The following is a 24,320-nucleotide window of genomic DNA, read 5'->3' as shown; positions in this document are numbered from 1 at the left end:
GCTTTTTCTTTCCCGTTGATCTCCGCAACGACATGAAACTCTACACGAACTTTTGGTGCAAGTGAAATCGGCCCGGGTGGCGGTGCCTGAATCACTGGAATGGGCGCAAAACCAGCACGAAATCAGGGTTTTCGTTGTTCGTCAGCAGCCACAAACCTCCCTGCGGGGTCCGAATCACGTCGCGGATCCGGCCGTATCCGCCTGTGAAATAGGCCACAGGGGTGCCCGCCTCTGTCCCGTTGAGCGGCACCGTCCACAGGCGCTGCCCCCGGAGGGCGCCCAGATAGGCAACACCCCCGGCTATCTCCAGTCCGCTGGGTGAAGAATCGCTCGTCGACGGCCACACCACTTTTGCATCCTGGAACTCCGCCCGGTGCGGTGCGCCGGTGACCAGCGGCCAGCCGTAGTTGGCGCCCGGCACAATCAGGTTCAGTTCGTCGTCCACGTCGGGTCCAAACTCGCTGGCCCACAGCCTGCCGGCGTCATCCCAGGCCAGGCCCTGGACGTTCCGGTGGCCCAGGCTGTAAGTGGCGTTGCCGAACGGGTTGCCCGGGGCGGGGCTGCCGTCGGGCGTAAGCCGAAGAATTTTTCCGCCCAGGGCGTTGGGGTCCTGCGGCTGCCCGCGGCGCTGGGCGTCGCCGGTGCCCACGTACAGGAGGCCGTCCGGGCCAAAGCGGATCCTGCCGCCGTTGTGGGTGGTGGCCTTTGGGATTCCTGAAAACACAACCTGGGGCTGGCCGAGCGCCAGGGAACCATCGCCATTGGCCTTGACGGTAAGCCGGATGACGCGGTTGTCCTCCTGTGCGGTCAGGTACGTGTACAGCAGGTGGTCCGTGGCGAAGTGCGGGGACAGTGCCAGGCCAAGCAGGCCCCCTTCCCCGGCGGGGACCACGCCCGGGATTTTGCCAAGCGTTGTGGCTTTTCCTTCCCGGACGGCCTTCAGGAGCGCTGTGTCCCGCTCGGAGATGATGGCGGTGCCGTCCGGAAGGAAGACCGCCGCCCAAGGGATGCTCAGCTGGAGGTCCAGCCGTTCCTGCACCGCCGGTACGGGGGCAGAAGAAGCGGAAGGGGCAGGGGCGGTAGAGAGTGGGGGAACAACGACGGCGGTTTCCGGCGGGGTGCCGCGGCTTGCCGTGCCTGTGGCCGGTGCAGGCGGCCCGGGGGTCCCCGTGCAGGCGGCAAGCGCCAGGGACAGGGCCAGCGCCAGGCACGATGCCAGCACCTTGGATGAGTCCAGGCAAGGAAGGCCCGCCGCAACGCGGCGGGCCTTCCTCCTCTTAGAGCCGTTTGCGCCGGGGCGCGCGGAAGCCGGCGGCCTCCGCGTGTGCGGCAGATTCAAACCAGACTTCCGCCCGGGTCTGCTCATAGTCGGGATGTCCTTCTTCGTAGTAGACCATCGCGGCGGCATCGCCCTTCACGGTGTAGTCCGCCGGTCCGCTCCCATCGGGGCCCGGCGCGGCCGAACCTGCGCCATAGGGCTCATCTGCTGCGAGGTGTCCGGCCGGCTCGACGGCAGCCATACCCTGTGCCTGAGCGCCCTGGGCGTGCCCGCCTTGTGGCGGCGCGCCCTGCCCGGCCGCTGCCACGTCCTGCCCGGCCGCTGCCACGTCCTGCCCGGCCGCGGGCACACCCTGGTCCTGGCCGGAGGGCTGGTGGTGATCCGCCCCGTTCTCCACCAGGGCGGAGGACTGGGTGCGGTCCAGTGTTTCGGCCGCTGCGGCCTGTCCCTCGGTGCCATCGGCGGCTGGCGGCACGGCCGGCTCCTGGTGGGCCGGTGATGCGGACGTGTCGGCGTGGTGCCGTGGCGCGTGCCCGCCGGCCGGCTGCGCTGGCGCCGCGCCGCCGTCGTCCGTGCCTTCCAGTGCAGCCGTTTCAGCGCCGGGAAGCGTGGGGGCGTGCGGTGCCGTGTACTCGTCATGGTGGACCGGGCGGGTCGCCGGGGGTGAAGCCTGCCCGGACGGCGCCCCGGCGGGAGCTCCGGCCTGTGCCGGCTGTTCCGCGGGAGTTCCGGCTGCACCTGCGGCGGAGGAGCCTGACCCGGAGCCGGCCTCGGACCACTGGGTTTCCCACTCGGCCTGGTCTGCCGCCTGGTTCTGTGCCTGGTCCTGGCTGCGACCGTCCCCGTCCTCTGTGCTGCCGGGTGACGTGCTGCGGGGCGACGTGCCGCCTGCCGGAGTGCCGGCGCTGGATGCAGCGGCGGAATCAGCCGGTTCCTCAGCGGTGGGAAGGACGGCCGGTTCGGCGGGCTTTCCGAACCCCGCTGCCGTGGGGATGCCGGTGGTGCCCGCAGCCTGGGCGGAGGCCGCGGCACTGCCGCCTTCGAGCGCTCCATCGGTCCGGACCCTGTCCGTCCCTGCCCCCGGCGATGATCCGCCGCGCTGATTGGCGGACCTGCTGCGGTTCACCAGCCAGCCGATGATGATGATGACGATAACGACGAGAATGATCCAGAAAACAATGTCCATGGCAGGCCTTTCGGTCCAAGTGGCTCGGTGTCCTGTCCCCGACGCTACGTCGGGTCACCACTGCTGTCCAGAGATCCCGCGCCACGCCGGGGGGTCATGGCCGTGAAGCTCCTGCGGCCGGGCGGGACCCGGCATGCGCTGCGCCGAGTCTCGAAATATGAGACGAATGTCCACTATTTGACAACCATTTCCGTGCCTTTTGGCCCAACCTCTGCGCAGACTGTCGTTTCCGCGACGGTCTGCGCCCTAGACTTTCCCCTATGAGTGACGCCCAGACCGCCTCCGAGACCACGCCTGACATCAAACCCCGCAGCCGCGTCGTGACCGACGGGATCCATGCGGCCCCCGCGCGCGGCATGTTCCGGGCGGTCGGGATGGGCGATGACGACTTCGCCAAGCCGCAGGTGGGCGTGGCGAGTTCATGGAATGAGATCACCCCCTGCAACCTCTCACTGAACCGGCTTGCGCAGGGCGCCAAGGAAGGCGTCCACGCAGGTGGCGGGTTCCCCATGCAGTTCGGCACCATCTCCGTCTCCGACGGCATCTCGATGGGCCACGAGGGCATGCACTTCTCCCTGGTTTCACGCGAGGTCATCGCCGACTCCGTTGAGACCGTCATGCAGGCGGAACGGATCGACGGTTCGGTCCTCCTGGCCGGCTGCGACAAGTCCCTGCCCGGCATGCTGATGGCGGCGGCCCGACTGGACCTTGCCAGCGTGTTCCTCTACGCCGGCTCCATCATGCCCGGCTGGGTCAAGCTCGAGGACGGCTCCGAGAAGGAAGTCACCCTCATTGACGCCTTCGAAGCCGTCGGCGCATGCGCGGCCGGCAAGATGAGCATGGAGGACCTCACCCGCATCGAAAAGGCCATCTGCCCCGGCGAAGGCGCGTGCGGCGGGATGTACACGGCCAACACCATGGCCTGCATCGGCGAGGCCCTGGGCATGTCCCTGCCCGGCTCGGCCGCACCGCCCTCGGCAGACCGCCGTCGTGATGAGTTCGCCCGCAAGTCCGGCGAAGCCGTGGTCAACCTCCTGCGCAAGGGCATCACGGCCCGCGACATCATGACCAGGGACGCCTTCGAGAACGCCATTGCCGTCACGATGGCCTTCGGCGGCTCCACCAACGCCGTCCTGCACCTGCTGGCCATTGCCCGCGAAGCCGAGGTTGAGCTCACCCTTGACGACTTCAACCGCATTGGCGACAGGATCCCGCACCTGGGCGACCTGAAGCCTTTCGGCCGCTACGTGATGACCGACGTCGACAGGATCGGCGGCGTGCCGGTGATCATGAAAGCCCTGCTCGACGCCGGCCTGCTCCACGGCGACTGCCTCACCGTCACGGGCAAGACCGTTGCGGAAAACCTGGAAGCGATCAACCCGCCGGACGTGGACGGAAAGATCCTCCGCGCTTTGGACAATCCGATCCACAAGACCGGCGGCATCACCATCCTTCACGGCTCCATGGCCCCCGAAGGCGCCGTCGTCAAGAGTGCCGGATTCGACGCCGATGTCTTCGAGGGAACCGCCCGCGTGTTCGAGCGCGAACAGGGCGCCCTGGACGCGCTGGACAACGGCAAGATCCAGGCGGGCGACGTCGTCGTGATCCGCTACGAAGGACCCAAGGGCGGCCCCGGCATGCGCGAAATGCTCGCAATCACCGGCGCCATCAAGGGGGCAGGCCTGGGCAAGGACGTCCTGCTGCTCACCGACGGCCGGTTCTCCGGCGGCACCACCGGCCTGTGCATCGGCCACGTTGCCCCGGAAGCGGTCGACGGCGGCCCCATCGCCTTCGTGAAGGACGGTGACAGGATCCGGGTGGACATCGCCGCCCGCAGCTTCGACCTGCTGGTGGACGACGCAGAACTGGAAGCCCGGAAGGTGGGCTGGGAGCCGCTCCCTGCCCGCTACACCAAGGGTGTGCTTGCCAAGTACGCCAAGCTGGTGCACAGCGCCAGCCAGGGCGCCTACACCGGCTGACGGGTGATCCCTTCCCAAGTGATGCGGCGCGGCCGCCGCATCACTTGGGGCCCTCGGGATCCCCCTTATTAAGCCCTGCCGCCTGTGCGGTTGGGTTTCGGTCGGTCCTTCCGAGATAGGATCAAAGAGTGGACAACGGGGTCCACATGGTGAGATAGGGTTGTCGCTCGTTGACACCTGTCTCACCGAGAGGGAAGACTGAACGCATGACTTTCGTTACCGCCGGCACCGTCGTCGTCCTTACCAAGCGCGTGGCACATTAGCCTCCACTGGTAACGAACCGTCACGCGCGAAACCCCTCACAGAGCCACCCGGCTGAGGGGTTTTTTTATTTCCCTCAGCCAGAAACCACAGAAGATCCACAAGGAAGAGTCCGATGAGCAAAGGATCGCCCATCAGCCCCTCGCTGATGGCCACCAAGTCCGCTGGAGCCGCCAAGGCTCCGGAACGCGCCGACCGGACGGCTGACCACGCCGCCGTCGTCGCCGACCTTGCTGCCGTCTCTCCTGTCCTTGGGCCGAACAACGTCGTACCCCCGACGGTGATGACCGGCTCGCAAGCAATCGTCCGCTCGCTCGAAGAACTCGGCGTCGACGACATTTTCGGTTTGCCGGGTGGCGCGATCCTGCCCACCTACGACCCCTTGATGGCCTCCACCATGAACCACGTGCTGGTCCGTCACGAACAGGGAGCCGGCCACGCCGCGCAAGGCTACGCCATGGTCACCGGGCGGGTTGGCGTCTGCATCGCCACCTCGGGTCCCGGGGCCACCAACCTCGTTACCGCCATCATGGATGCCCACATGGACTCCGTGCCACTGGTGGCCATCACCGGCCAGGTGTCCAGCGGCGTCATCGGCACCGACGCCTTCCAGGAAGCCGACATCGTGGGTATCACCATGCCCATCACCAAGCACTCCTTCCTGGTGACCGACCCCAACGACATCCCGCACGTCATGGCCGAAGCCTTCCACCTGGCTTCCACCGGCCGTCCGGGCCCCGTGCTTGTCGACGTCGCCAAGGACGCCCAGGTGGGCCAGATGACGTTCTCCTGGCCGCCGAAGATCGACCTGCCCGGCTACCGGCCGGTCACCCGCGGCCACAACAAGCAGGTCCGCGAGGCGGCCAAGCTCATTGCGGCGTCCACCAAGCCGGTACTGTACGTGGGCGGCGGCGTGGTCAAGGCACACGCGTCAGCTGAACTGCTTGCACTCGCCGAAGCAACCGGGGCACCTGTCGTCACCACCCTGATGGCCAAGGGTGCATTCCCGGATTCGCACCCGCAGCACGTGGGCATGCCCGGCATGCATGGCACCGTTTCCGCCGTCACGGCCCTGCAGCAGTCCGACCTGCTGATCACCCTCGGAGCCCGCTTCGATGACCGCGTGACCGGCGTGCTGAAGACCTTCGCGCCCAACGCCAAAGTCATCCATGCGGACATCGACCCGGCCGAGATCTCCAAGAACCGCACCGCCGATGTCCCCATTGTGGGGTCCGTCAAGGAGATCATCCCGGAACTGACCGAGGCCGTACGCAGCCAGTTCGAGGCCTCCGGCGCCCCTGACTTGACCACCTGGTGGGCCTTCCTTAACAACCTCAAGGAAACCTATCCGCTGGGCTGGACGGAGCCTGACGACGGCCTCATCGCACCGCAGAAGGTCATCCAGCGGATCGGCGCCCTGACCGGGCCTGAAGGCGTTTACGTGGCCGGTGTGGGCCAGCACCAGATGTGGGCTGCCCAGTTCATCAAGTACGAGCGCCCCCACGCATGGCTGAACTCCGGCGGCGCGGGAACCATGGGCTACGCCGTACCGGCGGCCATGGGCGCCAAGGTGGGCGAGCCGGACCGGGTGGTCTGGGCCATCGACGGCGACGGCTGCTTCCAGATGACCAACCAGGAACTGGCCACCTGCGCCATCAACAAGATCCCCATCAAGGTTGCTGTCATCAACAACTCCTCGCTGGGCATGGTGCGCCAGTGGCAGACCCTCTTCTACGAGGGCCGCTACTCCAACACCGACCTCAACACCGGCCACGACACCGTCCGCATCCCGGACTTCGTCAAGCTGGGGGAGGCCTACGGCTGTGCCTCGTTCCGCTGCGAACGCGACGAGGACATTGACGCCACCATCCAAAAAGCCCTCGAAATCAACGACCGCCCCGTGGTTATCGATTTCGTGGTGAGCCCCAACTCCATGGTGTGGCCGATGGTGCCCGCCGGCGTGAGCAACGACCAGATCCAGGTTGCCCGCAACATGACCCCGGAATGGGAAGAGGAAGACTGAGCATGAGCCGCCACACACTCTCCGTCCTGGTTGAGGACAAGCCCGGCGTCCTGACCCGCGTGGCCAGCCTGTTCGCCCGCCGCGCCTTCAACATCAACTCCCTGGCCGTTGGCCCCACCGAAGTGCCGGGCGTATCCCGCATGACGGTGGTGGTCGACGCCGACGGCGACCTCATCGAGCAGGTCACCAAGCAGCTCAACAAACTGATCAACGTCATCAAGATCGTTGAGCTGACCCCAGAATCTTCCGTACAGCGCGACCACATCCTGGTCAAAGTACGTGCGGATGCCGCAACACGTCTGCAGGTAACCCAGGCCGCAGACCTGTTCCGTGCCTCAGTGGTCGACGTCTCCACCGACTCCGTCGTCATTGAGGCCACCGGCCACCCCGAAAAGCTCACGGCACTGCTTTCAGTGCTGGAGCCCTTCGGCATCCGCGAAATTGTGCAGTCCGGCACCCTGGCCGTTGGACGGGGATCCCGCTCCATGAGTGACCGGGCGCTCCGCTCCGCCTAGGCACCTGCCCAAGGCGGGCCCCGCGCCCGTAACCGCAGCACCGCAAGACCACTATCTACAACCACTCAAGAGGAGTTACGCAAGTGACTGAAATGTTCTACGACGACGACGCCGATCTGTCGATCATCCAGGGCCGCAAGGTTGCCATCGTTGGCTACGGTTCCCAGGGCCACGCCCACGCGCTCAACCTGCGCGATTCCGGCGTCGAGGTCGTCATCGCCCTGAAGGACGGCTCCAAGTCGACCGCCAAGGCGCAGGATGCAGGCTTCACGGTCAAGAACGTTGCCGACGCCGCCGAATGGGCTGACGTCATCATGATCCTGGCGCCGGACCAGCACCAGCGCGCGATCTACAACGACTCCATCAAGGACAAGCTGACCCCCGGCAAGGCACTGGCGTTCGCCCACGGCTTCAACATCCGCTTCGGCTACATCCAGGCACCGGAAGGCGTTGACGTCATCCTGGTGGCCCCGAAGGCTCCGGGCCACACCGTGCGCCGCGAGTTCGAGGCCGGCCGCGGCATCCCGGACATCATCGCCGTCGAGCAGGACGCGTCCGGCAACGCCTGGGAGCTGGCCAAGTCCTACGCCAAGGCCATCGGCGGCACCCGCGCGGGCGTCATCAAGACCACCTTCACCGAAGAGACCGAAACGGACCTCTTCGGCGAGCAGGCTGTCCTCTGCGGCGGCGTTTCCCAGCTGATCCAGTACGGCTTCGAGACCCTCACCGAGGCCGGCTACCAGCCGCAGATCGCCTACTTCGAGGTGCTGCACGAGCTCAAGCTCATCGTCGACCTCATGTGGGAGGGCGGCATCGCCAAGCAGCGCTGGAGCGTCTCGGACACCGCAGAATACGGCGACTACGTCTCCGGCCCGCGCGTCATCACCCCCCAGGTGAAGGAAAACATGAAGGCCGTCCTGGCCGACATCCAGTCCGGTGCCTTCGCCAAGCGCTTCATCGAGGACCAGGACAACGGCGGCGTGGAGTTCAAGGAACTGCGTGCCAAGGCCGAGCAGCACCCCATCGAGGCTGTCGGCCGCGAACTGCGCTCCCTGTTCTCCTGGCAGCAGCAGGACGTCGACTACGTGGAAGGCTCCGCAGCCCGCTAAGGCTGCCAGCCCAACCACATAGACCGCAACGGTGAGGCCGGGTTCACACTTAACAATGTGAGCCCGGCCTTTCCGTCGGCCTAGACTTGTTTCCATCCCCAGGACTGCAACGCAGAGGATCAGCCGTGTCAAAACCCGTAGTACTGCTCGCCGAAGAACTTTCCCCCGCCACCGTCGAGGCCCTTGGCCCGGACTTTGAAATCCGCCAGACCGACGGTGCCGACCGTTCCCAGCTGCTTTCTGCGATCAGTGACGTAGACGCCATCCTGGTCCGCTCCGCCACCCAGGTTGACGCCGAAGCCATCGCTGCGGCCAAGAACCTGAAGGTCATTGCCCGTGCCGGCGTGGGGCTGGACAACGTGGACATCAAGGCCGCCACCCAGGCCGGCGTCATGGTGGTCAACGCGCCCACGTCCAACATCGTGTCCGCCGCTGAACTCACCGTGGGCCACATCCTGAGCCTGGCCCGCCACATCCCGCAGGCCAGCGCCGCCCTCAAGGACGGCGAATGGAAGCGCTCCAAGTACACCGGCATCGAGCTGTTCGAAAAGAAGATCGGCATCATCGGCCTGGGCCGGATCGGTGCCCTGGTGGCAGCCCGCCTGAAGGGCTTCGACACCAAGATCCTTGCCTACGACCCCTACATCACCTCCGCCCGCGCCGCGCAGCTGGGCGTGCAGCTGGTGACCCTGGACGAACTCCTGGCCCAGTCGGACTTCATCACCATCCACATGCCCAAGACGCCCGAGACGGTGGGCATGCTGGGCGCTGACGCGTTCAAGAAGATGAAGAGCACCGCCTACGTGGTCAACGTGGCCCGCGGTGGCCTGGTGGACGAGGAAGCCCTCTTCACCGCCCTCCAGGACGGCGAGATCGCCGGCGCCGGCGTGGACGTCTTCGCCAAGGAGCCCAGCACCGACCTGCCGTTCTTCAAGCTCGACAACGTGGTGGTGACCCCGCACCTGGGCGCCTCCACCGACGAAGCCCAGGAGAAGGCCGGCGTCTCCGTGGCCAAGTCCGTCCGCCTCGCCCTCGCCGGCGAGCTGGTGCCGGATGCCGTCAACGTTGCCGGCGGCGTCATTGCCCCCGACGTCCGCCCCGGCATCCCGCTGATCGAGAAGCTGGGCCGCATCTTCACCGCGCTGACCCACGCCTCCCTGACCCAGTTCGACGTCGAGGTGGCCGGCGAAATCTCCTCACTCGACGTCAAGGTCCTGGAACTGGCCGCGCTGAAGGGTATCTTCGCCGACGTCGTGACCGAGCAGGTGTCCTATGTCAACGCCCCGGTGATCGCCGAGCAGCGCGGCATCAACGTCCGCCTGATCACCACGCCGGAGACCGAGTCCTACCGCAACGTCCTGACCCTGCGCGGCGCCCTCAGCGACGGCAGCCAGATCTCCGTGGCCGGCACCCTGACCGGTCCCAAGCAGATCGAGAAGCTGGTGGGCATCAACGGCTTCGAGGTTGAGATCCCCATCAGCGAGCACCTCGTGGTGGTTGCCTACACCGACCGCCCCGGCGTGATCGGAACCATCGGCCACATCCTGGGCATGAACAACATCAACATCGCCGGCATGCAGGTGGCGCGTTCCAACGAGGGCGGCCAGGTCCTTGCCCTGCTGACCATCGACAGCTCTGTGCCGCAGCAGGTGCTGGACGCCATCAAGGCAGGCATCGGCGCTGAGATGGTCCGGGAAGTGGACCTGGAAGACTAACGCGACACACCGGCCGAAACGCCGCTGCCGCCCCTCCGCAGGGCCTCGTCCACTGCGGAGCCACGTATGATTGGCCGGTCTGCTTACAATGGCTTGGTCCTGATTCAGGACCGTAGCCGGCAGACCGGCCAATACCTTTTGCACATCCATCCGTCATTGTCCACGTCTGCCCGGGCGGATGGAAGTGTGCGCACGCAATCCAGGTTTCAGGGAGTTCCATGAACGCCGTCCAGAGGTTCATCAGAAGCAGGGTGCTGCTGTTGACCGCGGCCATCTTGATCGCAGCCATGTGCTTGTCGGTCCTCGTTCAAAGCCAGTCACAGGCTGCGCTCAACCGCACGGTTGATGAAAACTCGAGGGGCTCTACGACATCCTGGTCCAGGCCAAGGCACCCTCCGGGGCCCTCCTGCAGCCCGAGATCGCCAACGGCGCCGGCGGCATCGGCTTCGACCAGCTGGACTCCATCCGGAAGCTGTCCGGCACGTCCGTGGCGGCCCCCATCAGCCTGGTCTCGCGGGTCACCCAGAACCTTGAGACGCCCCGGCTCGACGCCATGGACTACCTCGGCTACAACGCCGGGCTGGCCGGCACCGCCACCGCGGACCAGGCGGCGGGTGCCACCTCGCCGGACAAGTGGCCGGCCGCTGAATCGGTCCTGACCGATGCCGCCAAGAAGTACCGGCTGACCGCCAGCGCAGTGAGCTCTGACGGCAACTCGGAGCAGACCCTCTTCAAGACCACCGCCGAGGGCACGCTGGGCAAGGCCCGGCTCGTGGAGGAAAAGGCCCAGGGCGGCAGCAGCATCCGCATCGCCCCGCCGGCGGGGAGACCGGCATCAAATTCCCCGCCCCCGCCGGCGGCTCCGAGCACAATCTCTTCAGCCTTTCCGTCGCCCTCCCGCTGGCTCCCGAGGTCACCGAATCCGTGGTGGCAGTGGACCCGGCCGCTGAACGGGCCCTGCTGGGCTCCGCGGGCGACTTCCTGGCCCCGTTGGAGAAGGCCCCGCCCGCCGACGCACGCGACGCGGGCGCCGTGGGCCGCTACCTGGAAGGCCTCTTCACCAACGGCATCAGCATGGACCAGCTCAAGGAAGGTCCGGACTTCCTGGGCGTCAAGCTCAAGTACTGGGCTCCGCTGATGACCCAGTACCAGCAGGCCAAGCGCACCGGCCAGCTGACCAGCGGCTCGCAGGCCGTCCCGCTGATCGTGCGTTCCGGAACATCGCTGGACCTGAAGTACAACGTCAAGATCGAGGAGATTGACGACGCCGGCAAGGTAGTCAAGGACGTCGGCACCGTGTCGAAGTCCCTGGGCAAGGATTACCTGCCGTTCGTCTCGAAGGACCCGTTCGTTTTGTCATGGCCGGGCTCCACGGACCACTCGTCGCTGCTGGGCAACAACGGCAACTTCAACGCGGGCCTGTACACCCCGGCAAAGTGGAGCACCAACTTCGCCGGCGCCCCCAAATACAACGACAGTGACACAGCGGCCAACGGTGCCGTGGACAAGACCGCTGTTCCCGGCGAATGGGTCACCGTCAACCGCCTTCCTGACAAGGCCGCCAACGGCGCGCCCGTTGACCAGACCCAGCGGAACCCGGTGGACGAGCGGTCCTACCGGGACAACCTGTCCACCGGCCAGCAGCAGGCGGCAACGCCGTTGCCCATGGTGTACGGCACGTTCGACCCCGCCGCTGTCGAGGCGGCCTCCGGGGACGTCAACAAGCTCCCGCTGGGCGGCTACGACCCCACGCCGTTCACGCTGGTCAAGGATGCTGCCGGCAAGGATGTTCCCGCAGCAGACCTGAAGCCCTCGTTGAGCGCCACCGGGCTGGCCAGCCAGTCCGCCGGTGCCATCACCGACTACTACGGACTCGCAGCAGCGCGCGGCTACAAGCAGAACGCCGCCGTCATCGACGCCGTGCGCGTCCGCGCCAAGGCGCCGGGCAGCTGGAAGGACGCCCAGCCCGAGGTGGAGAAGCTCGCCGCCGAGATCAGGGACATGGGCCTGGACGCCACCGTGGTGGCCGGTTCGGCGCGTGAGGACACCAGCATCTTCGTTCCCGGCTACTCCAAGGACGGAGCCGGCAAGGAGTCCGCCCTGGGCACCGTCCAGCAGTCCTGGGTCCGGCAGAACGCTGCCGAAGCCGTGGCCGGAGCGCTGTCCGGAACGAACATCACGCTGCTGTTCCTCACCCTGTGCGGCGCCGCCCTGCTGACGGGGGCCTCCACCGTGAGCTACATCCGGAAACGGCGCAGCGAGGCAGGGACCCTGCGGGCCATGGGCTGGACCCAGCGGCGGATCCGCAGCTGGGTACTTGAGGAATTCGGCGTCGGGGCCGTACTGCTCGCCGCCGCCGGCATCGTGCTGAGCCTGGTGAGCTGGAGCCTTGCCACCGCACTGGTGTGCGCCGCCGTCCTGGTCCTGTACTGCGGCGCGGCCCTCTTCGCCGCGCAGCAGCTCCGCCACCGCGACGTGATCGACCAGGAGCCGCAGCACGACGAACGGCTCATCCCGGTGGATTCGCCGCTGACCTTCGCCAACCGGCAGCTGAGCACCAACAAGTTCAACACGTTGTCCCTGGCGGTTGCGGTCGGCGTCTTCGGTGCCGCCGTCGGCGGGCTGATCGCCCTGCTGATCGACATCCCGCGGGCAGCGGGTGCAAGCGCGCTGAGCGGCCTGGCGGCGGCCAGCGTCACCCTGCCGAGCATCCTGCTGGCGCTTGCGGGGGTGGCCGTGGGACTGGTGCTCACCCTGGTGACAGGCCGCTTCGAGCTCAACGCCAAGCGGCAATACCTTGGCATCCTCCAGGCGATGGGCTGGAACCCTGACATGCTCCGCCAGGTCCGTTTGTTCGAGAACGCACTGGTGGGAACCGTGGCCCTGCCGCTGGGCGTGCTGGGCGCCCTGGGCATCGGCCTGCTGCTGGCACCCTACGCGGCCATCTGGGCCGCCGTAGCCGGCCTGGTGGCTGTAATTTGCTGGATACCTATTGCAACGAAAGTGGTCCAATGACAAACCCGACGAACCTCCAGCGCAGCCGCAGGAGCGGCTCCAACGAGGTCCCCCTGCAGACCCGGGCCAACACCATCGTCAAGTCGGCCGACCACGCCACCCCGCTGGAGATGCGCGACATCACCATCCGCTATGGCGGTGGAAAGGGCGGCGCCGAGGCCGTGAGCGTGGTGGAAGGCTTCGACCTGACCCTGCACGCCGGCGAAATGCACTGTGTGGCCGGCCGAAGCGGCTCCGGCAAGACCAGCATCCTGACCGTCGGCGCGGGACTCACCCTGCCGACGTCGGGCCGCGTTTTCTGGGAAGGCGATTCGCTCGAAAGCATGGGCGACGACGAAATCGCCGACCGCCGTCGTGCACTGATCGGTTATGTGGACCAGGGCGGTGCCCTGATCGACGGCATGAGCGCACTGGAGAACGTGCTCCTGCCTGCCGTTCCGGACGGCGAAGTGGACCAGCGGCGCGACATGGCCAAGGACCTCCTGGACCTGGTGGGCCTTGGCCGGCGGATGCGGCACCGTCCCGCCCAGCTGTCCGGCGGTGAACGGCAGCGCGTGGCGATCGCCCGCGCCCTGATCCTGGGCACCAGGGTCCTGGTGGTGGACGAGCCCACCGCCAGCCTGGACCGTGCCTCCGCCAACCGCATCATCAGTATCCTGAAGGACACCACCTCTGACGGGATCGCCGTCCTCGTGGCCTCCCACGACCACGAACTGGTCCGGCTGAGCGATACCCTGACAGAACTGATCTAGCCCCGCCCACTCCGCACTGAAGGTAACCGTCCGAACGTGACTGCTCCAGAAAAAACGCCGTTCTACATCACCACGGCCATCACCTACCCCAACGGTGTGCCGCACATCGGCCATGCCTACGAGTACATAGCCACCGACGCCATGGCGCGCTTCAAGCGGCTGGACGGTTATGACGTGATGTTCCTGACCGGCACGGACGAGCACGGCATGAAGATTGCCCAGACCGCGGAGAAGGAGGGCGTCACGCCCAAGGAGCTGGTGGACCGGAACGCGGAGGTCTACATGGCTGCGCACGCCGCGCTGGGCATCAGCTACGACCGCTTCATCCGCACCACGGACGAAGACCACTACGCTGCCTCGCAGGCCATCTGGAAGAAGATGGAAGCGAACGGGGACATCTACCTCTCCAAGTACGAGGGCTGGTACTCCGTCCGGGACGAAGCCTTCTATGGCGAGGATGACACCGTGGTCAAGGACGACGGCGTGCGCTACTCGAAAGAGACGGACACCGAGGTGACGTGGACGGCGGAGGAGAGCTACTTCTTCCGGCTGTCCGCCTACCAGGACAAACTGCTGGCGCTGTATGAATCCCACCCGGAATTCGGCGCGCCGCAGTACCGGTTCAACGAGGTCATCAGCTTCGTCAAGCGCGGGCTGGAGGATCTGTCCATCAGCCGGACCACGTTCGACTGGGGCGTTCCCGTGCCCGGCAACGACAAGCACGTCATGTATGTCTGGGTGGACGCGCTGACCAACTACCTCACGGGCGTCGGTTACCCGGATGTGGACTCGGAGAAGTTCCGGAAGTACTGGCCCGCCGACGTCCACATCATCGGCAAGGACATTTCCCGGTTCCACGCCATCTACTGGCCCGCCTTCCTGATGAGCGCAGGGCTGGAGCTGCCCAAGCGGGTCATGATCCACGGGTTCCTGCACAACAACGGGGTCAAGATGTCCAAGTCCCTGGGCAACGTGGTGGCTCCTGCCGATTTCGTTGCCCGCTATGGGCTGGACCAGGTGCGGTTCTTCTTCCTCCGCGAAGTCCCGTTCGGGGCCGATGGCAGCTACAACCACGAGGCCATCGTGGGGCGCATGAACGCGGACCTGGCGAACAACTTCGGCAACCTCGCACAGCGGTCGCTGTCCATGGTGGCGAAGAACTGCGGCGCCTCGGTTCCCACCCCCGGAGAGTTCACGGCTGCGGACCAGGCCATCCTTGACCAGGCCAACGGCCTGCTGGACGCCGCCCGCGCCGCCTTCGACAAGCAGGAATTCAGCCGCGCCCTGGAAGCTGTCTGGGGCGTGCTGCACCACACCAACGCCTACTTCGCCGATCAGGCGCCCTGGGTCCTGCGGAAGACCGACGTCGAACGCATGAACACCGTCCTGTACGTGACCCTGGAGGTCCTGCGGATCGTGGCCATCCTGGCCCAGCCGGTCATGCCCAACGCCACGGCCAAACTCCTGGACGCCCTGGGCCAGGCAGAAGGTGAAGCCCGCCAGTTCGCCGCCATCGCCAGCCCGATCGTCCCGGGAACGGCACTGCCGGCTCCCACTCCTGTGTTCCCCAAGTTCGAGGAACCGGCCGAAGCCTGAGGTTCCGGCGCACGAAAGGGCAGGTGAGGCGGACTTCCGCGCCACCTGCCCTTTCCCGTTCCGGCGCCCGGGCCCGGCCGTCGGCGGGCTATGCGGCGGCAAGCCCCTGGACAGGCGACAGCCGTGCCGCACGCCGGGCAGGAATGACCGACGCCAGCAGGCCGGCGACCACGGCCACGGCCAGTACCCCCAACAACTGCAGCCAAGGGACGGAGGGTGTGACCTCGGCCAGGCTGCCGAGGGCGGACCGCGCCCCCAGCCAGCCATAGACGCTGCCCAGGACAGCACCAATCACTGCGGCGACGCCGGCCACCAGGGCTGCCTCAAGGGCCAGCATGCCCCGCAGCTGGCCTTTGGTAAGGCCCAGCGCCCGGAGCAGGGAGTTCTCCCTGGTCCGTTCGAGCACGGACAGCGACAGTGTATTGGCCACGCCGATCAGCGCGATCAGCACCGCCACCCCCAATAGGCCCGTGACCACTAGGAGCAGTACGTCGATGACCTCATTGAAGGTGACCCGCTCTATGGCGGCGCCGCTGACCGCACCCGCGGACACGCCTGCTGCCTGGGCAACAGCGGACTGGATGTCCTTGATCCGGTCTGCGGACAGCGGTGCGCCGCCGGGAGCGTCCGCCAGGCGCAGCCAGACGGCACTGGCCGCGGGGCCGGTGCCATCGGTCCGCGCACTGTCTGTTGGGGCAACGCCACTGCCCGTCAGGCCCGACTGGCGGGCGGTGTCGGTGGACACCAGGGCCGGGATGTTGCGGGTCCGCAGCACCACGGCTTCCAAGGTGGCCCGTCCGGCGGCGCCGTTGACCTCAACGGATCCGGCCGGGGAGCCTTCGGGCAGGTAGATCCTGCCCGGTTCAAGGGTAATAGTGGTGTCGCGGAGCAGCCGGCCGGCCTCCGCCGCGTCGAGGGCATAGACGGGGCTGTCCATGCCTTCGCCGGCCATGGTGCCTGCTACCGGCAGCAAGGCCGCAGTAGCGACGCCGTCGATCCGTGCTACTGCGTCACGCTCGAGGGCTGTCAGTGCACCCCCGGTGATGGCCATATCCACGGGGTAGGTACCGGCGAGGGCGTCATCAAACGCCTGGCGGGCAGTGGCAGCCCCGGTCATCATGAGGGACACCAGCGTGACGCCGATCAGGAGGGCGGCAGCGGTGACGGAAGTCCGGGCCGGGTTGCGGACGGCATTGAGTGCGGCCAGCTTCCCGGGGACGCCGGCAGGGGAGGCCAACCGTCCCGCCAGGCCCACCAGCTGCGGGACGAACAGGGTGGCGCAGAGCAGGACTCCGACGAAGGAGAGCACGCCGCCGGCGAAGGCCACCACCAGCATCACGCCCGCGGCGCCGAGGGCCAGCAACGGAATACCAAGGGCAAGGGCGGCAAGGCCCAGCACCAGTCGCACTCGGCCGCGCCGGTTCCCGATTCCGGCATCGTCAGCCGGCCGCAGGGCAGCAAGCGGAGCCACGGCCGTGGCAGCTTTCGCGGGAACCAGGGCGGCGCCCAGGGTCAGGAATGTGCCTACTGCCAGCCCCGCAATGACGGACGACGACGGGACGGCCATGGTGGCAAACGCCATGTCCGGCTGCGTCCCGGCCCAGCCGATCAGGGCAGCCATCAGGGCGACGGCGGCGAGCACACCAGCCGCAGAGGACACCAGGCCCACCACCAGGGCTTCGGCCAGGACCGAGTTGCGTACCTGGCTCCGGCACGCCCCCAGGCACCTGAGCAGCGCCAGTTCCCTGGTGCGTTGGGCCACCAGCACCGCGAAGGTGTTGGTCACCACCAGGCCGGAGACAATCAGGGCGACCCCGGCGAACGCCAGCAGGATGATTGTCAGTTCATCCTGGCCTCCGGTCATCATCGCCACCTGGGCGGTGACCTGTTCGTCTGCTGTTTTGACCTGCGCGCCGGCGCCGACGCCGGTGAGCGCCGCCAGCACGTTCTTGCTGGTTGTGGCGGCGTCGATGCCTGAAGCCAGGGCCAACTGGATGGTCCCGTAGCCGGCGCCGGCGCCGGTACCACCTTGCGGGTCCCGGGCACCGGCTGCCAGGGCACTGACGGCCGGTGTCCCGGCGACGATCTGCGGGAGGGCAGAGGTGAAGGGGTCGTTGCTGCCGCGAAGGATCCCGGTGACGGTCATGGCCACGGTTGTGGCGCCGCCGGGGGCCCTGAGGGTCAGGGAGTCGCCGATGCGCAGCCCATAGCGGGCGGGGGCAGCCCCGTCCACCGCAACGCCGTCAGCACTCTCCGGGAGGGCGCCGTCGGTCACGGCCGCGGTTTCCAAGGCCATCGGCGCCAGGTTCCGGGCCTGCGCAAACACCTCCTGGCCGCCGGCGGTGAACTCGGTGTACGCCTCCATCCGGCCATAGGCCTCGGTCACGCCAGGTACCGCACGGACTGCTGCCAGGGCGGCATCGTTGAAGGTTCCCGTGTCCGGGGTGGCGATGAGGCCGGCCTTGCTGTAAGCCTCTCCGAGGCTGGCACCCAGCGAAGCACGGGTACTCGCCCCCATCATCAGGGTGGTGGACAGGAACGCCACTGACAGCATCACCGCCAGGCCGACGGCAATGAACCGGCGGCTGTGGGACTGGAATTGCGAGAAGGCAACGCGCAGCACGATCAGCCTCCCAGCTTGCCGAGGGCAGCGAGGACGGACCCGGCGGTGGGCTCGGCGATCTCGCCCACCAGACCGCCGTCACTCATCAGGACCACGCGGTCGGCGTAGCTGGCCGCCACCGGATCGTGGGTGACCATGATGATCGTCTGGCCCATTTCCCGGCTGCTGCGGCGCAGCAGTGCCAGGACCTCGCCGCCGGCGGTCGAATCAAGGTTGCCGGTAGGTTCGTCCCCGAACACCACGTCGGGCCGGGTCAGCAGGGCCCGGGCCGCGGCCACCCGCTGCTGTTGACCGCCGGAGAGCTCGTGCGGCCGGTGCCGGAGCCTGTCCTTAAGGCCAAGCGTGGCCACCACTGTGTCGAACCAGGCGGCGTCGGTGGCCTTGTTTGCCAGTGCCAGCGGCAGCGTGATGTTCTGTTCGGCTGTCAGCGTCGGCACGAGGTTAAAGGCCTGGAAGACAAATCCGATCCGGTCGCGGCGAAGAGTGGTGAGCTGCTTGTCGTTCAGGGCCGTGATGTCCGTCCCGCCCACCAGGATCCGTCCGGAGTCCGCGGTGTCCAGGCCGGCGAGGCAGTGCATCAGGGTGGACTTTCCGGAGCCGGAAGGGCCCATTATTGCGGTGAAGCGGCCGGCATCGAATGTGACGCTGACCTCACGCAGGGCGCTGACGCGGGTGGCGCCGCGGCCGTACGTCTTGGCCAGGGAGAGGGCCTGCACGGCGGGAGCGGAGGTGATGTTTTGCCTGTTAAAAGCAGTATGGGCATGCGCGGAAGTTGTCATGTTTCCACGCTATGGCCGCACCCGGCGCCCGGGGATCGGCCGGTGGTCTGGTCCTGCCGGGGCCGGCCTCATACCCAGGTCTGAGACGACCGCGCCAGGCGTCAGCCCCCGGGAGTGACAACCCCGGTCTCGTAGGCGAGCACGACTGCCTGGACCCGGTCCCGTGCCCCAAGCTTGGCCAGGATGTGCCCTACATGCGTTTTGACGGTTGCTTCGGAGACAAACAGGTCTGCCGCGATCTCAGGGTTGGATCGCCCTTGTGCCATGAGGGTGAACACTTCGCGCTCGCGGGCTGTGAGCCGTTCGACGGCCTCGTGGTCCTCGGGCCGTTCGTTGCCGTGCGCGCGCAGCAGCGGAGCTACGTGGTCCAGGAGCCGGCGGGTGGTGGAGGGGGCGATGACGGCGTCCCCGCGGTGCACCGTGCGGATGGCTTCCAGCAGTTCCTCCGGCGGGGCGTCCTTCAGGAGGAAACCGCTGGCGCCGGCTTCGATTGCCGCCAGTGCGTACTCGTCCAGATCGAAGGTCGTGAGCACCACGACGCGAAGTTCAGCCCTGGCTGACCCGGCGGGGGCGGAAGCGGCGCGTTCGATAAGCCTGCGGGTGGCCTCGATGCCGTCCATTCCCGGCATGCGCACGTCCATCAGGACGACGTCGGCGGCTGCTGCTCCGAGGGCCTGGAGTGCCTCGAGCCCGTTCCCGGCCTCGACCACGACGTAAAGGTCCGGCTGGGAGTTGATCAGCATTCTGAATCCCGACCGCACCAGTTGCTGGTCATCGACCAGCGCCACTCGGATCGGAGCGGTTGTGTCACGGTCTAGTGGCAATGTCATGCTCAAGCCTCGGTGTAGGGAAGGAAGGCCGAAACCTGGAAGCCCCCGCCCGCGGCCGGGCGGGCCGCCAACGAACCATCGTAAAGGCTGATCCGTTCCCGCATGCCCCGCAGCCCGTTACCGCCGTCTTCCCCGGCACCCACCGCCGGATGGGCAGCAGCGCCCCGGCCGTCGTCGTGCACTTCGAGCTGCAGCCCGCGTGGCTGCCACCGCACCAAAACCCGGGCCCGGGCCCGCGGACCTGCATGCTTGAGGACGTTCGTCAGGGATTCCTGGAGGACCCGGTATGCCGTGAGTTCGGCGCCCGGAGGCAGGGTGCGCCGCGGCGATCCCAGCCGTTCGACGTCCAGCGGCAGGCCGGCCGCACGGAACCCCAGGAACAGCTCATCGAGGTCCACAAGTCCGGGCAACGGGCGGGTGGTGGACTCATCGCCGTGCCGCAGCACACCCAGCAGCCGGCGCATTTCCGCCAACGATTCCCGTGCCGTGGCGGCGACGGTGGCCAGCGTTTCCGTGGCCACGGCAGGGTTGGCTGCCGCTGCGTATCGTGCACCGTCGGACTGGGTGATGATCACGGACAGGGAATGCGCCACGATGTCGTGCATCTCACGGGCAATGTGGGCGCGTTCATCGGCGGCGGCCAGGGAGCGTTCCTGCTGTTGTTCGGTTTCGAGCCGACGGGCACGGTCCGCGAGGGTCTGCAGTTGCTGACGGCGGACGCGTGTCAGGTCCCCGAGGGTCCAACTGAACAACACCAGCATCCAGATCAGTACGGTGTACACGGCACTAATGGTGAGGCCCAGCACGCCCGTTTGGGCCGTGCTGCTGAGGTTTCGGGTGGTCAGCAGCACGCCGCCCAGCAGGCCCAGGCCCAGGACCGACCGGCTGGCCCGGGCAGGACCGTAGGCGGCAACGGCATAGATGATCAGCGGAACAGCCATCAATCCCGCCAGGGGCTCCAGCCCGGATGCCCATAACGCCAGAGATGCCACCACAATGGCGCCCGCCGCGGGCACCGGCCGGGTGCGTCGCCATGCCAGCGGCACCACCAGTGCGCTCGACAGCACGAAGTGCCAGGGTCGGTCCGCGATGAGGTACACCGGGCCGCAGAAAAGCAGGAGCGCCAGCATGAGGACCAGGTCCACCCGGAAGGTGTTGACCCGGAGCCAGTGATAAGCCTTGTGCCGTAATTCCACCCCGAAACTCTATGCTGATGCGGTGGCGGGTGCCTCATGCCTGGGGCTGATCGCTGTACACGTCCGGGACTCCAACGCCGCCGACGGACCCGGTGTCCGGAATATGGGACGGCTTGACCAGCATATGGATGGTCTGGCTACCCTGAAGACATGAGCGCATCCTCCATCGATCTTGCAGTTATTCCCGGCGACGGCATCGGCCCCGAGGTCATTGCCGAGGCCCTTAAAGTCCTGGAAAAGGCTGTTGCGGCGGAGGGCGTGGAGCTCAAGCCCACGCATTACGAGCTCGGCGCCGAGCACTGGCTTCGCACCGGCGAGACCCTGCCGGACGACGTCCTGGCCGACCTGAAGACCCGCGACGCCATCCTCTTCGGCGCGGTGGGCGCCGCCCCCGGCGACACCCGGATCCCGTCCGGCATCATCGAGCGTGAGCTGCTCCTCAAGCTCCGGTTCAGCCTGGACCACTACGTCAACCTGCGGCCTTCCCGGCTTTACGGTACCGTCGGCAGCCCCCTGGCCAACCCCGGCACCATCGACTTCATCGTGGTCCGCGAAGGCACCGAAGGGCCCTACGTCGGGAACGGCGGCACCCTGCGTGCGGGCACCCCGCACGAGGTAGCCACCGAAGTTTCCCTGAACACCGCCCACGGCGTGGAGCGCGTGGTCCGTGACGCCTTCCGACGCGCCAGCGCGCGGGAACGCAAGCACGTCACCCTGGTGCACAAACACAACGTCCTGGTCTTCGCCGGCCACCTCTGGAAGCGCACCGTCGAAGCCGTCGCCCAGGAATTCCCGGACGTCACTCACGACTACCTGCACGTGGACGCCGCCACGATCTTCATGGTCACGGACCCGTCCCGCTTCGATGTCATCGTCACGGACAATCTGTTCGGCGACATCATCACCGACCTCGCCGCTGCCATCACCGGCGGCATCGGCCTGGCCGCCTCCGGCAACATCAACATGGACCGCACCGCGCCTTCCATGTTCGAACCGGTCCACGGTTCCGCGCCGGACATCGCCGGCCAGGGCAAGGCAGATCCCACCGCGGCGATCCTCTCCGCGGCCCTCCTGCTGGACCACCTGGGCTACACGGACGCCGCCCGCAGGATTGAAGCTGCCGTGGTTGCCGACGTCGAAAAGCGTGACGGCACCGCACGCAGCACCACGGCCGTGGGCGACGCCATCACCGCCGGCCTTTAGCCCGCGCCGGGGCATCCGGCATCGGGCGTAAGCTTGTCTCGAATCACCAAATGCCGCCCCGCCGTTCAGCGCTGAACGAGGTGGCGGCCGATCGTGGAGGAACCATGACCCAGACCGCCCATGGCGTCGAATTCACCCGGCAGCCTTCGGCCAACCCGAAGTCCGCCGAAGAGCGTGCAGCCATCCTGGCAAACCCGGGATTCGGCAACTACTTCACCGACCACACCGCCATCGTGGACTACAGCGTGGACGCGGACGGCAACGGCGGCTGGCACGATGCCCGGATCGAACCCTACGGTCCGATCGTCCTGGATCCTTCCGCCGCCGTCTTCCACTACGGCCAGGAGATCTTCGAAGGGTTGAAGGCCTACCGCCACGCGGACGGGTCCATCTGGACCTTCCGCCCGGAGGCGAACGCGGCGCGGCTGAACAAATCCGCCCGCCGTCTGGCCCTTCCGGAACTGCCGGCCGAGTACTTCCTCGGCGCCATCCGCGAACTGGTGGCAGTGGACAAGGAGTGGGTCCCCTCCGGCGACGGCGAGGCCCTGTACCTGCGGCCGTTCATGATCGCCACCGAGGCCTTCCTGGGCGTCCGCGCCGCCCGCGAGGTGTCCTTCCGGGTGATCGCCTCGCCTGCCGGCAACTACTTCGGCGGCGAGCTCAAGCCCGTGTCCATCTGGATCTCCCGGCAGTATGCCCGCGCCGGCCGTGGCGGCACCGGCGACGCCAAGTGCGGCGGCAACTACGCGGCTTCGCTGATCGCGCAGCAGGAGGCCGAGGCCAACGGGTGCAAGCAGGTCCTGTTCCTTGACCAGGCCAACGACAACGCCGTGGAAGAACTGGGCGGCATGAACGTGTTCTTCGTCATGAAGGACGGCTCGCTGGTAACGCCCGCGCTCACCGGGACCATCCTGGAAGGCGTCACCCGGATGTCCGTCATCCAGGTGGCCAAGGACATGGGCCGCGAGGTTTCCGAGCGGAAGATCACCCTTGACGAGTGGCGTGACGGCGTGGCCTCCGGTGACATCACCGAAGTGTTCGCCTGCGGCACGGCAGCCGTCATCACTCCCATCGGAGTCCTCAAGGACGCCACCGAGTTCATCGGTTCCGAGGACGCCAAGGCGGGGGAGACCACCATGGCCATCCGCGAAAAGCTCTTGGGCATCCAGACGGGCACGGAGCCGGACACCCACGGCTGGCTGACCCGCCTGGCATAGCCTGGCAGTTTTCAATGTACGACGGCGCCTGCCGGACTTGGGTCCGGCAGGCGCCGTCCTGCGTTCCGGCCAACAGGCATTCCTGGGCTGGTTCGCAGATCCTGACCTTGAAGGCGTGGTTGTGCGAACAAGCTGCTGACTGTTGCGGGGTGGATGCCGGCACACCGACGCGCTGCGGGGCTGGGGTGGGGCAGCGCCGGATGCAAGGATGGACCGGTGACTTCAGTTTCCGGCCCCCGGCTGCAGCGCAGCTCCGGGCTCACACAGTTCATCCTGGCACCCAACCCCGGCCCCATGAGCCTGGACGGCACCAACTCCTACCTCGTGCGTGCCCCCGGCCATTCCTCCGTGGTGGTCGTGGATCCCGGTCCCCGGGACGAAACGCACCTGAACGCACTGGCCGGGACCGCCGCCGTCGAACTGATTTTGGTGACCCACCGGCACGCGGACCATACGGCGGGTTCCGCCCGCCTGCATGAATTGACGGGCGCGCCGGTCCGGGCGGCGGAGCCCGGCCACTGCCACGGCGGGGGAGTGCCGCTGGTCCATGGAGAGGTGATCCAGGCCGCAGGGCTGGAGATCGTCGTCCTGGCCACGCCCGGCCACACCTCAGACTCCGTCTGTTTCCACCTGCCTGCGGACGGGGACCATGGATCGGTGCTGACGGGCGACACCGTCCTTGGCCGCGGCACCACCGTCCTGGATTATCCGGACGGCACGCTGGGCGACTACCTGGCATCCCTGGACCGGCTCGAAGCGCTGGGGCCCGCAACCGTCCTCCCGGCCCACGGCCCGGTGCTGCCCTCCCTTGAAGCCATCGCACGGGACTACCGGACACACCGGGAAGAACGGCTGGCGCAGATCCGCGCCGCGCTGGACCGGCTGGGCCAGGACGCAGCCGCGGAGGAGGTGGCCGACGCCGTCTATTCCGACGTCGAGCCTTCCGTCCGGCGTGCCGCCGAGCTGTCCGTGGCCGCGCAGCTGTCCTACCTGCGCGGTGGCGGCAGCGCGGGCCAGGCGGCACCGGCGGGACGGTAGGGTA

At 67.3% G+C, this 24,320-nt stretch carries 16 protein-coding genes and 1 pseudogene; 11 read left to right on the top strand and 6 right to left on the bottom strand.

Features of this window, described 5'->3' with window-relative positions; genetic code table 11:
• Positions 1 to 91 precede the first annotated feature (91 nt).
• Both OUO20_RS08980 and OUO20_RS08975 read right to left on the bottom strand, forming a co-directional pair.
• Positions 92 to 1,222 carry a PQQ-dependent sugar dehydrogenase gene (locus OUO20_RS08980; RefSeq protein WP_268003256.1) on the bottom strand — a complete coding sequence of 377 codons (1,131 nt, stop codon included), beginning with the start codon at positions 1,220 to 1,222 and terminating at the stop codon, positions 92 to 94.
• A 55-nt stretch (positions 1,223 to 1,277) separates the two neighbouring features.
• Positions 1,278 to 2,465: a sunset domain-containing protein gene (locus tag OUO20_RS08975; protein ID WP_268003255.1), complete on the bottom strand. Its 1,188-nt coding sequence runs from the start codon at positions 2,463 to 2,465 to the stop codon at positions 1,278 to 1,280.
• A gap of 260 nt (positions 2,466 to 2,725) precedes the next feature.
• Between OUO20_RS08975 and ilvD the strand changes: the two genes are divergently transcribed.
• From ilvD to metG, 8 genes and pseudogenes are all read left to right on the top strand, one after another.
• Positions 2,726 to 4,444: a dihydroxy-acid dehydratase gene (ilvD, locus tag OUO20_RS08970; RefSeq protein WP_268003253.1), complete on the top strand. Its 1,719-nt coding sequence runs from the start codon at positions 2,726 to 2,728 to the stop codon at positions 4,442 to 4,444.
• A gap of 376 nt (positions 4,445 to 4,820) precedes the next feature.
• Positions 4,821 to 6,728, top strand: coding sequence for an acetolactate synthase large subunit (locus OUO20_RS08965; RefSeq protein ID WP_018768341.1), 1,908 nt, complete (start codon positions 4,821 to 4,823; stop codon positions 6,726 to 6,728).
• Between the two features lie 2 nt (positions 6,729 to 6,730).
• Positions 6,731 to 7,243: an acetolactate synthase small subunit gene (gene ilvN / locus OUO20_RS08960; protein ID WP_018768340.1), complete on the top strand. Its 513-nt coding sequence runs from the start codon at positions 6,731 to 6,733 to the stop codon at positions 7,241 to 7,243.
• 83 nt (positions 7,244 to 7,326) lie between these two features.
• The gene (gene ilvC, locus OUO20_RS08955; protein ID WP_026265624.1) at positions 7,327 to 8,352 is read left to right on the top strand and encodes a ketol-acid reductoisomerase; all 1,026 of its coding nucleotides are present in this window, start codon (positions 7,327 to 7,329) and stop codon (positions 8,350 to 8,352) included.
• A 125-nt stretch (positions 8,353 to 8,477) separates the two neighbouring features.
• Positions 8,478 to 10,067 (top strand): phosphoglycerate dehydrogenase, encoded by a 1,590-nt coding sequence (gene serA, locus OUO20_RS08950; RefSeq protein WP_018768338.1) that lies wholly within the window; start codon positions 8,478 to 8,480, stop codon positions 10,065 to 10,067.
• A 218-nt stretch (positions 10,068 to 10,285) separates the two neighbouring features.
• Positions 10,286 to 13,082 (top strand): annotated as a pseudogene (locus tag OUO20_RS08945) (ABC transporter permease).
• Positions 13,079 to 13,834, top strand: a complete 756-nt coding sequence (locus tag OUO20_RS08940; protein ID WP_018768336.1) for an ABC transporter ATP-binding protein — start codon at positions 13,079 to 13,081, stop codon at positions 13,832 to 13,834. Before OUO20_RS08945 ends, OUO20_RS08940 begins: the two are co-directional and overlap by 4 nt.
• A gap of 36 nt (positions 13,835 to 13,870) precedes the next feature.
• Positions 13,871 to 15,430, top strand: a complete 1,560-nt coding sequence (metG, locus tag OUO20_RS08935) for a methionine--tRNA ligase (RefSeq protein WP_268003252.1) — start codon at positions 13,871 to 13,873, stop codon at positions 15,428 to 15,430.
• Positions 15,431 to 15,518: 88 nt separating this feature from the next.
• Here metG and OUO20_RS08930 read toward each other — a convergent pair whose 3' ends face one another.
• From OUO20_RS08930 to OUO20_RS08915, 4 genes are all read right to left on the bottom strand, one after another.
• Positions 15,519 to 18,053 carry an FtsX-like permease family protein gene (locus OUO20_RS08930; RefSeq protein WP_268003251.1) on the bottom strand — a complete coding sequence of 845 codons (2,535 nt, stop codon included), beginning with the start codon at positions 18,051 to 18,053 and terminating at the stop codon, positions 15,519 to 15,521.
• Positions 18,054 to 18,055: 2 nt separating this feature from the next.
• A complete protein-coding gene (locus tag OUO20_RS08925) occupies positions 18,056 to 18,832 on the bottom strand; it encodes an ABC transporter ATP-binding protein (RefSeq protein WP_268003250.1) in 777 nt (258 codons plus the stop codon).
• Positions 18,833 to 18,933: 101 nt separating this feature from the next.
• Positions 18,934 to 19,662: a response regulator gene (locus tag OUO20_RS08920; RefSeq protein WP_268003249.1), complete on the bottom strand. Its 729-nt coding sequence runs from the start codon at positions 19,660 to 19,662 to the stop codon at positions 18,934 to 18,936.
• A gap of 2 nt (positions 19,663 to 19,664) precedes the next feature.
• Positions 19,665 to 20,858 carry a sensor histidine kinase gene (locus OUO20_RS08915; protein WP_056387910.1) on the bottom strand — a complete coding sequence of 398 codons (1,194 nt, stop codon included), beginning with the start codon at positions 20,856 to 20,858 and terminating at the stop codon, positions 19,665 to 19,667.
• 150 nt (positions 20,859 to 21,008) lie between these two features.
• Between OUO20_RS08915 and OUO20_RS08910 the strand changes: the two genes are divergently transcribed.
• From OUO20_RS08910 to OUO20_RS08900, 3 genes are all read left to right on the top strand, one after another.
• Complete coding sequence (locus OUO20_RS08910) at positions 21,009 to 22,061, top strand: 3-isopropylmalate dehydrogenase (RefSeq protein WP_018768329.1); 1,053 nt, start codon at positions 21,009 to 21,011, stop codon at positions 22,059 to 22,061.
• 104 nt (positions 22,062 to 22,165) lie between these two features.
• Positions 22,166 to 23,278, top strand: a complete 1,113-nt coding sequence (locus tag OUO20_RS08905) for a branched-chain amino acid aminotransferase (protein WP_018768328.1) — start codon at positions 22,166 to 22,168, stop codon at positions 23,276 to 23,278.
• 216 nt (positions 23,279 to 23,494) lie between these two features.
• Positions 23,495 to 24,316: an MBL fold metallo-hydrolase gene (locus OUO20_RS08900; RefSeq protein WP_056387908.1), complete on the top strand. Its 822-nt coding sequence runs from the start codon at positions 23,495 to 23,497 to the stop codon at positions 24,314 to 24,316.
• Positions 24,317 to 24,320 lie beyond the last annotated feature (4 nt).

This window comes from Arthrobacter sp. FX8 (assembly GCF_026723805.1).
Lineage (GTDB): Bacteria > Actinomycetota > Actinomycetes > Actinomycetales > Micrococcaceae > Arthrobacter.
This window is presented reverse-complemented; position numbering and strand designations above follow the sequence as displayed.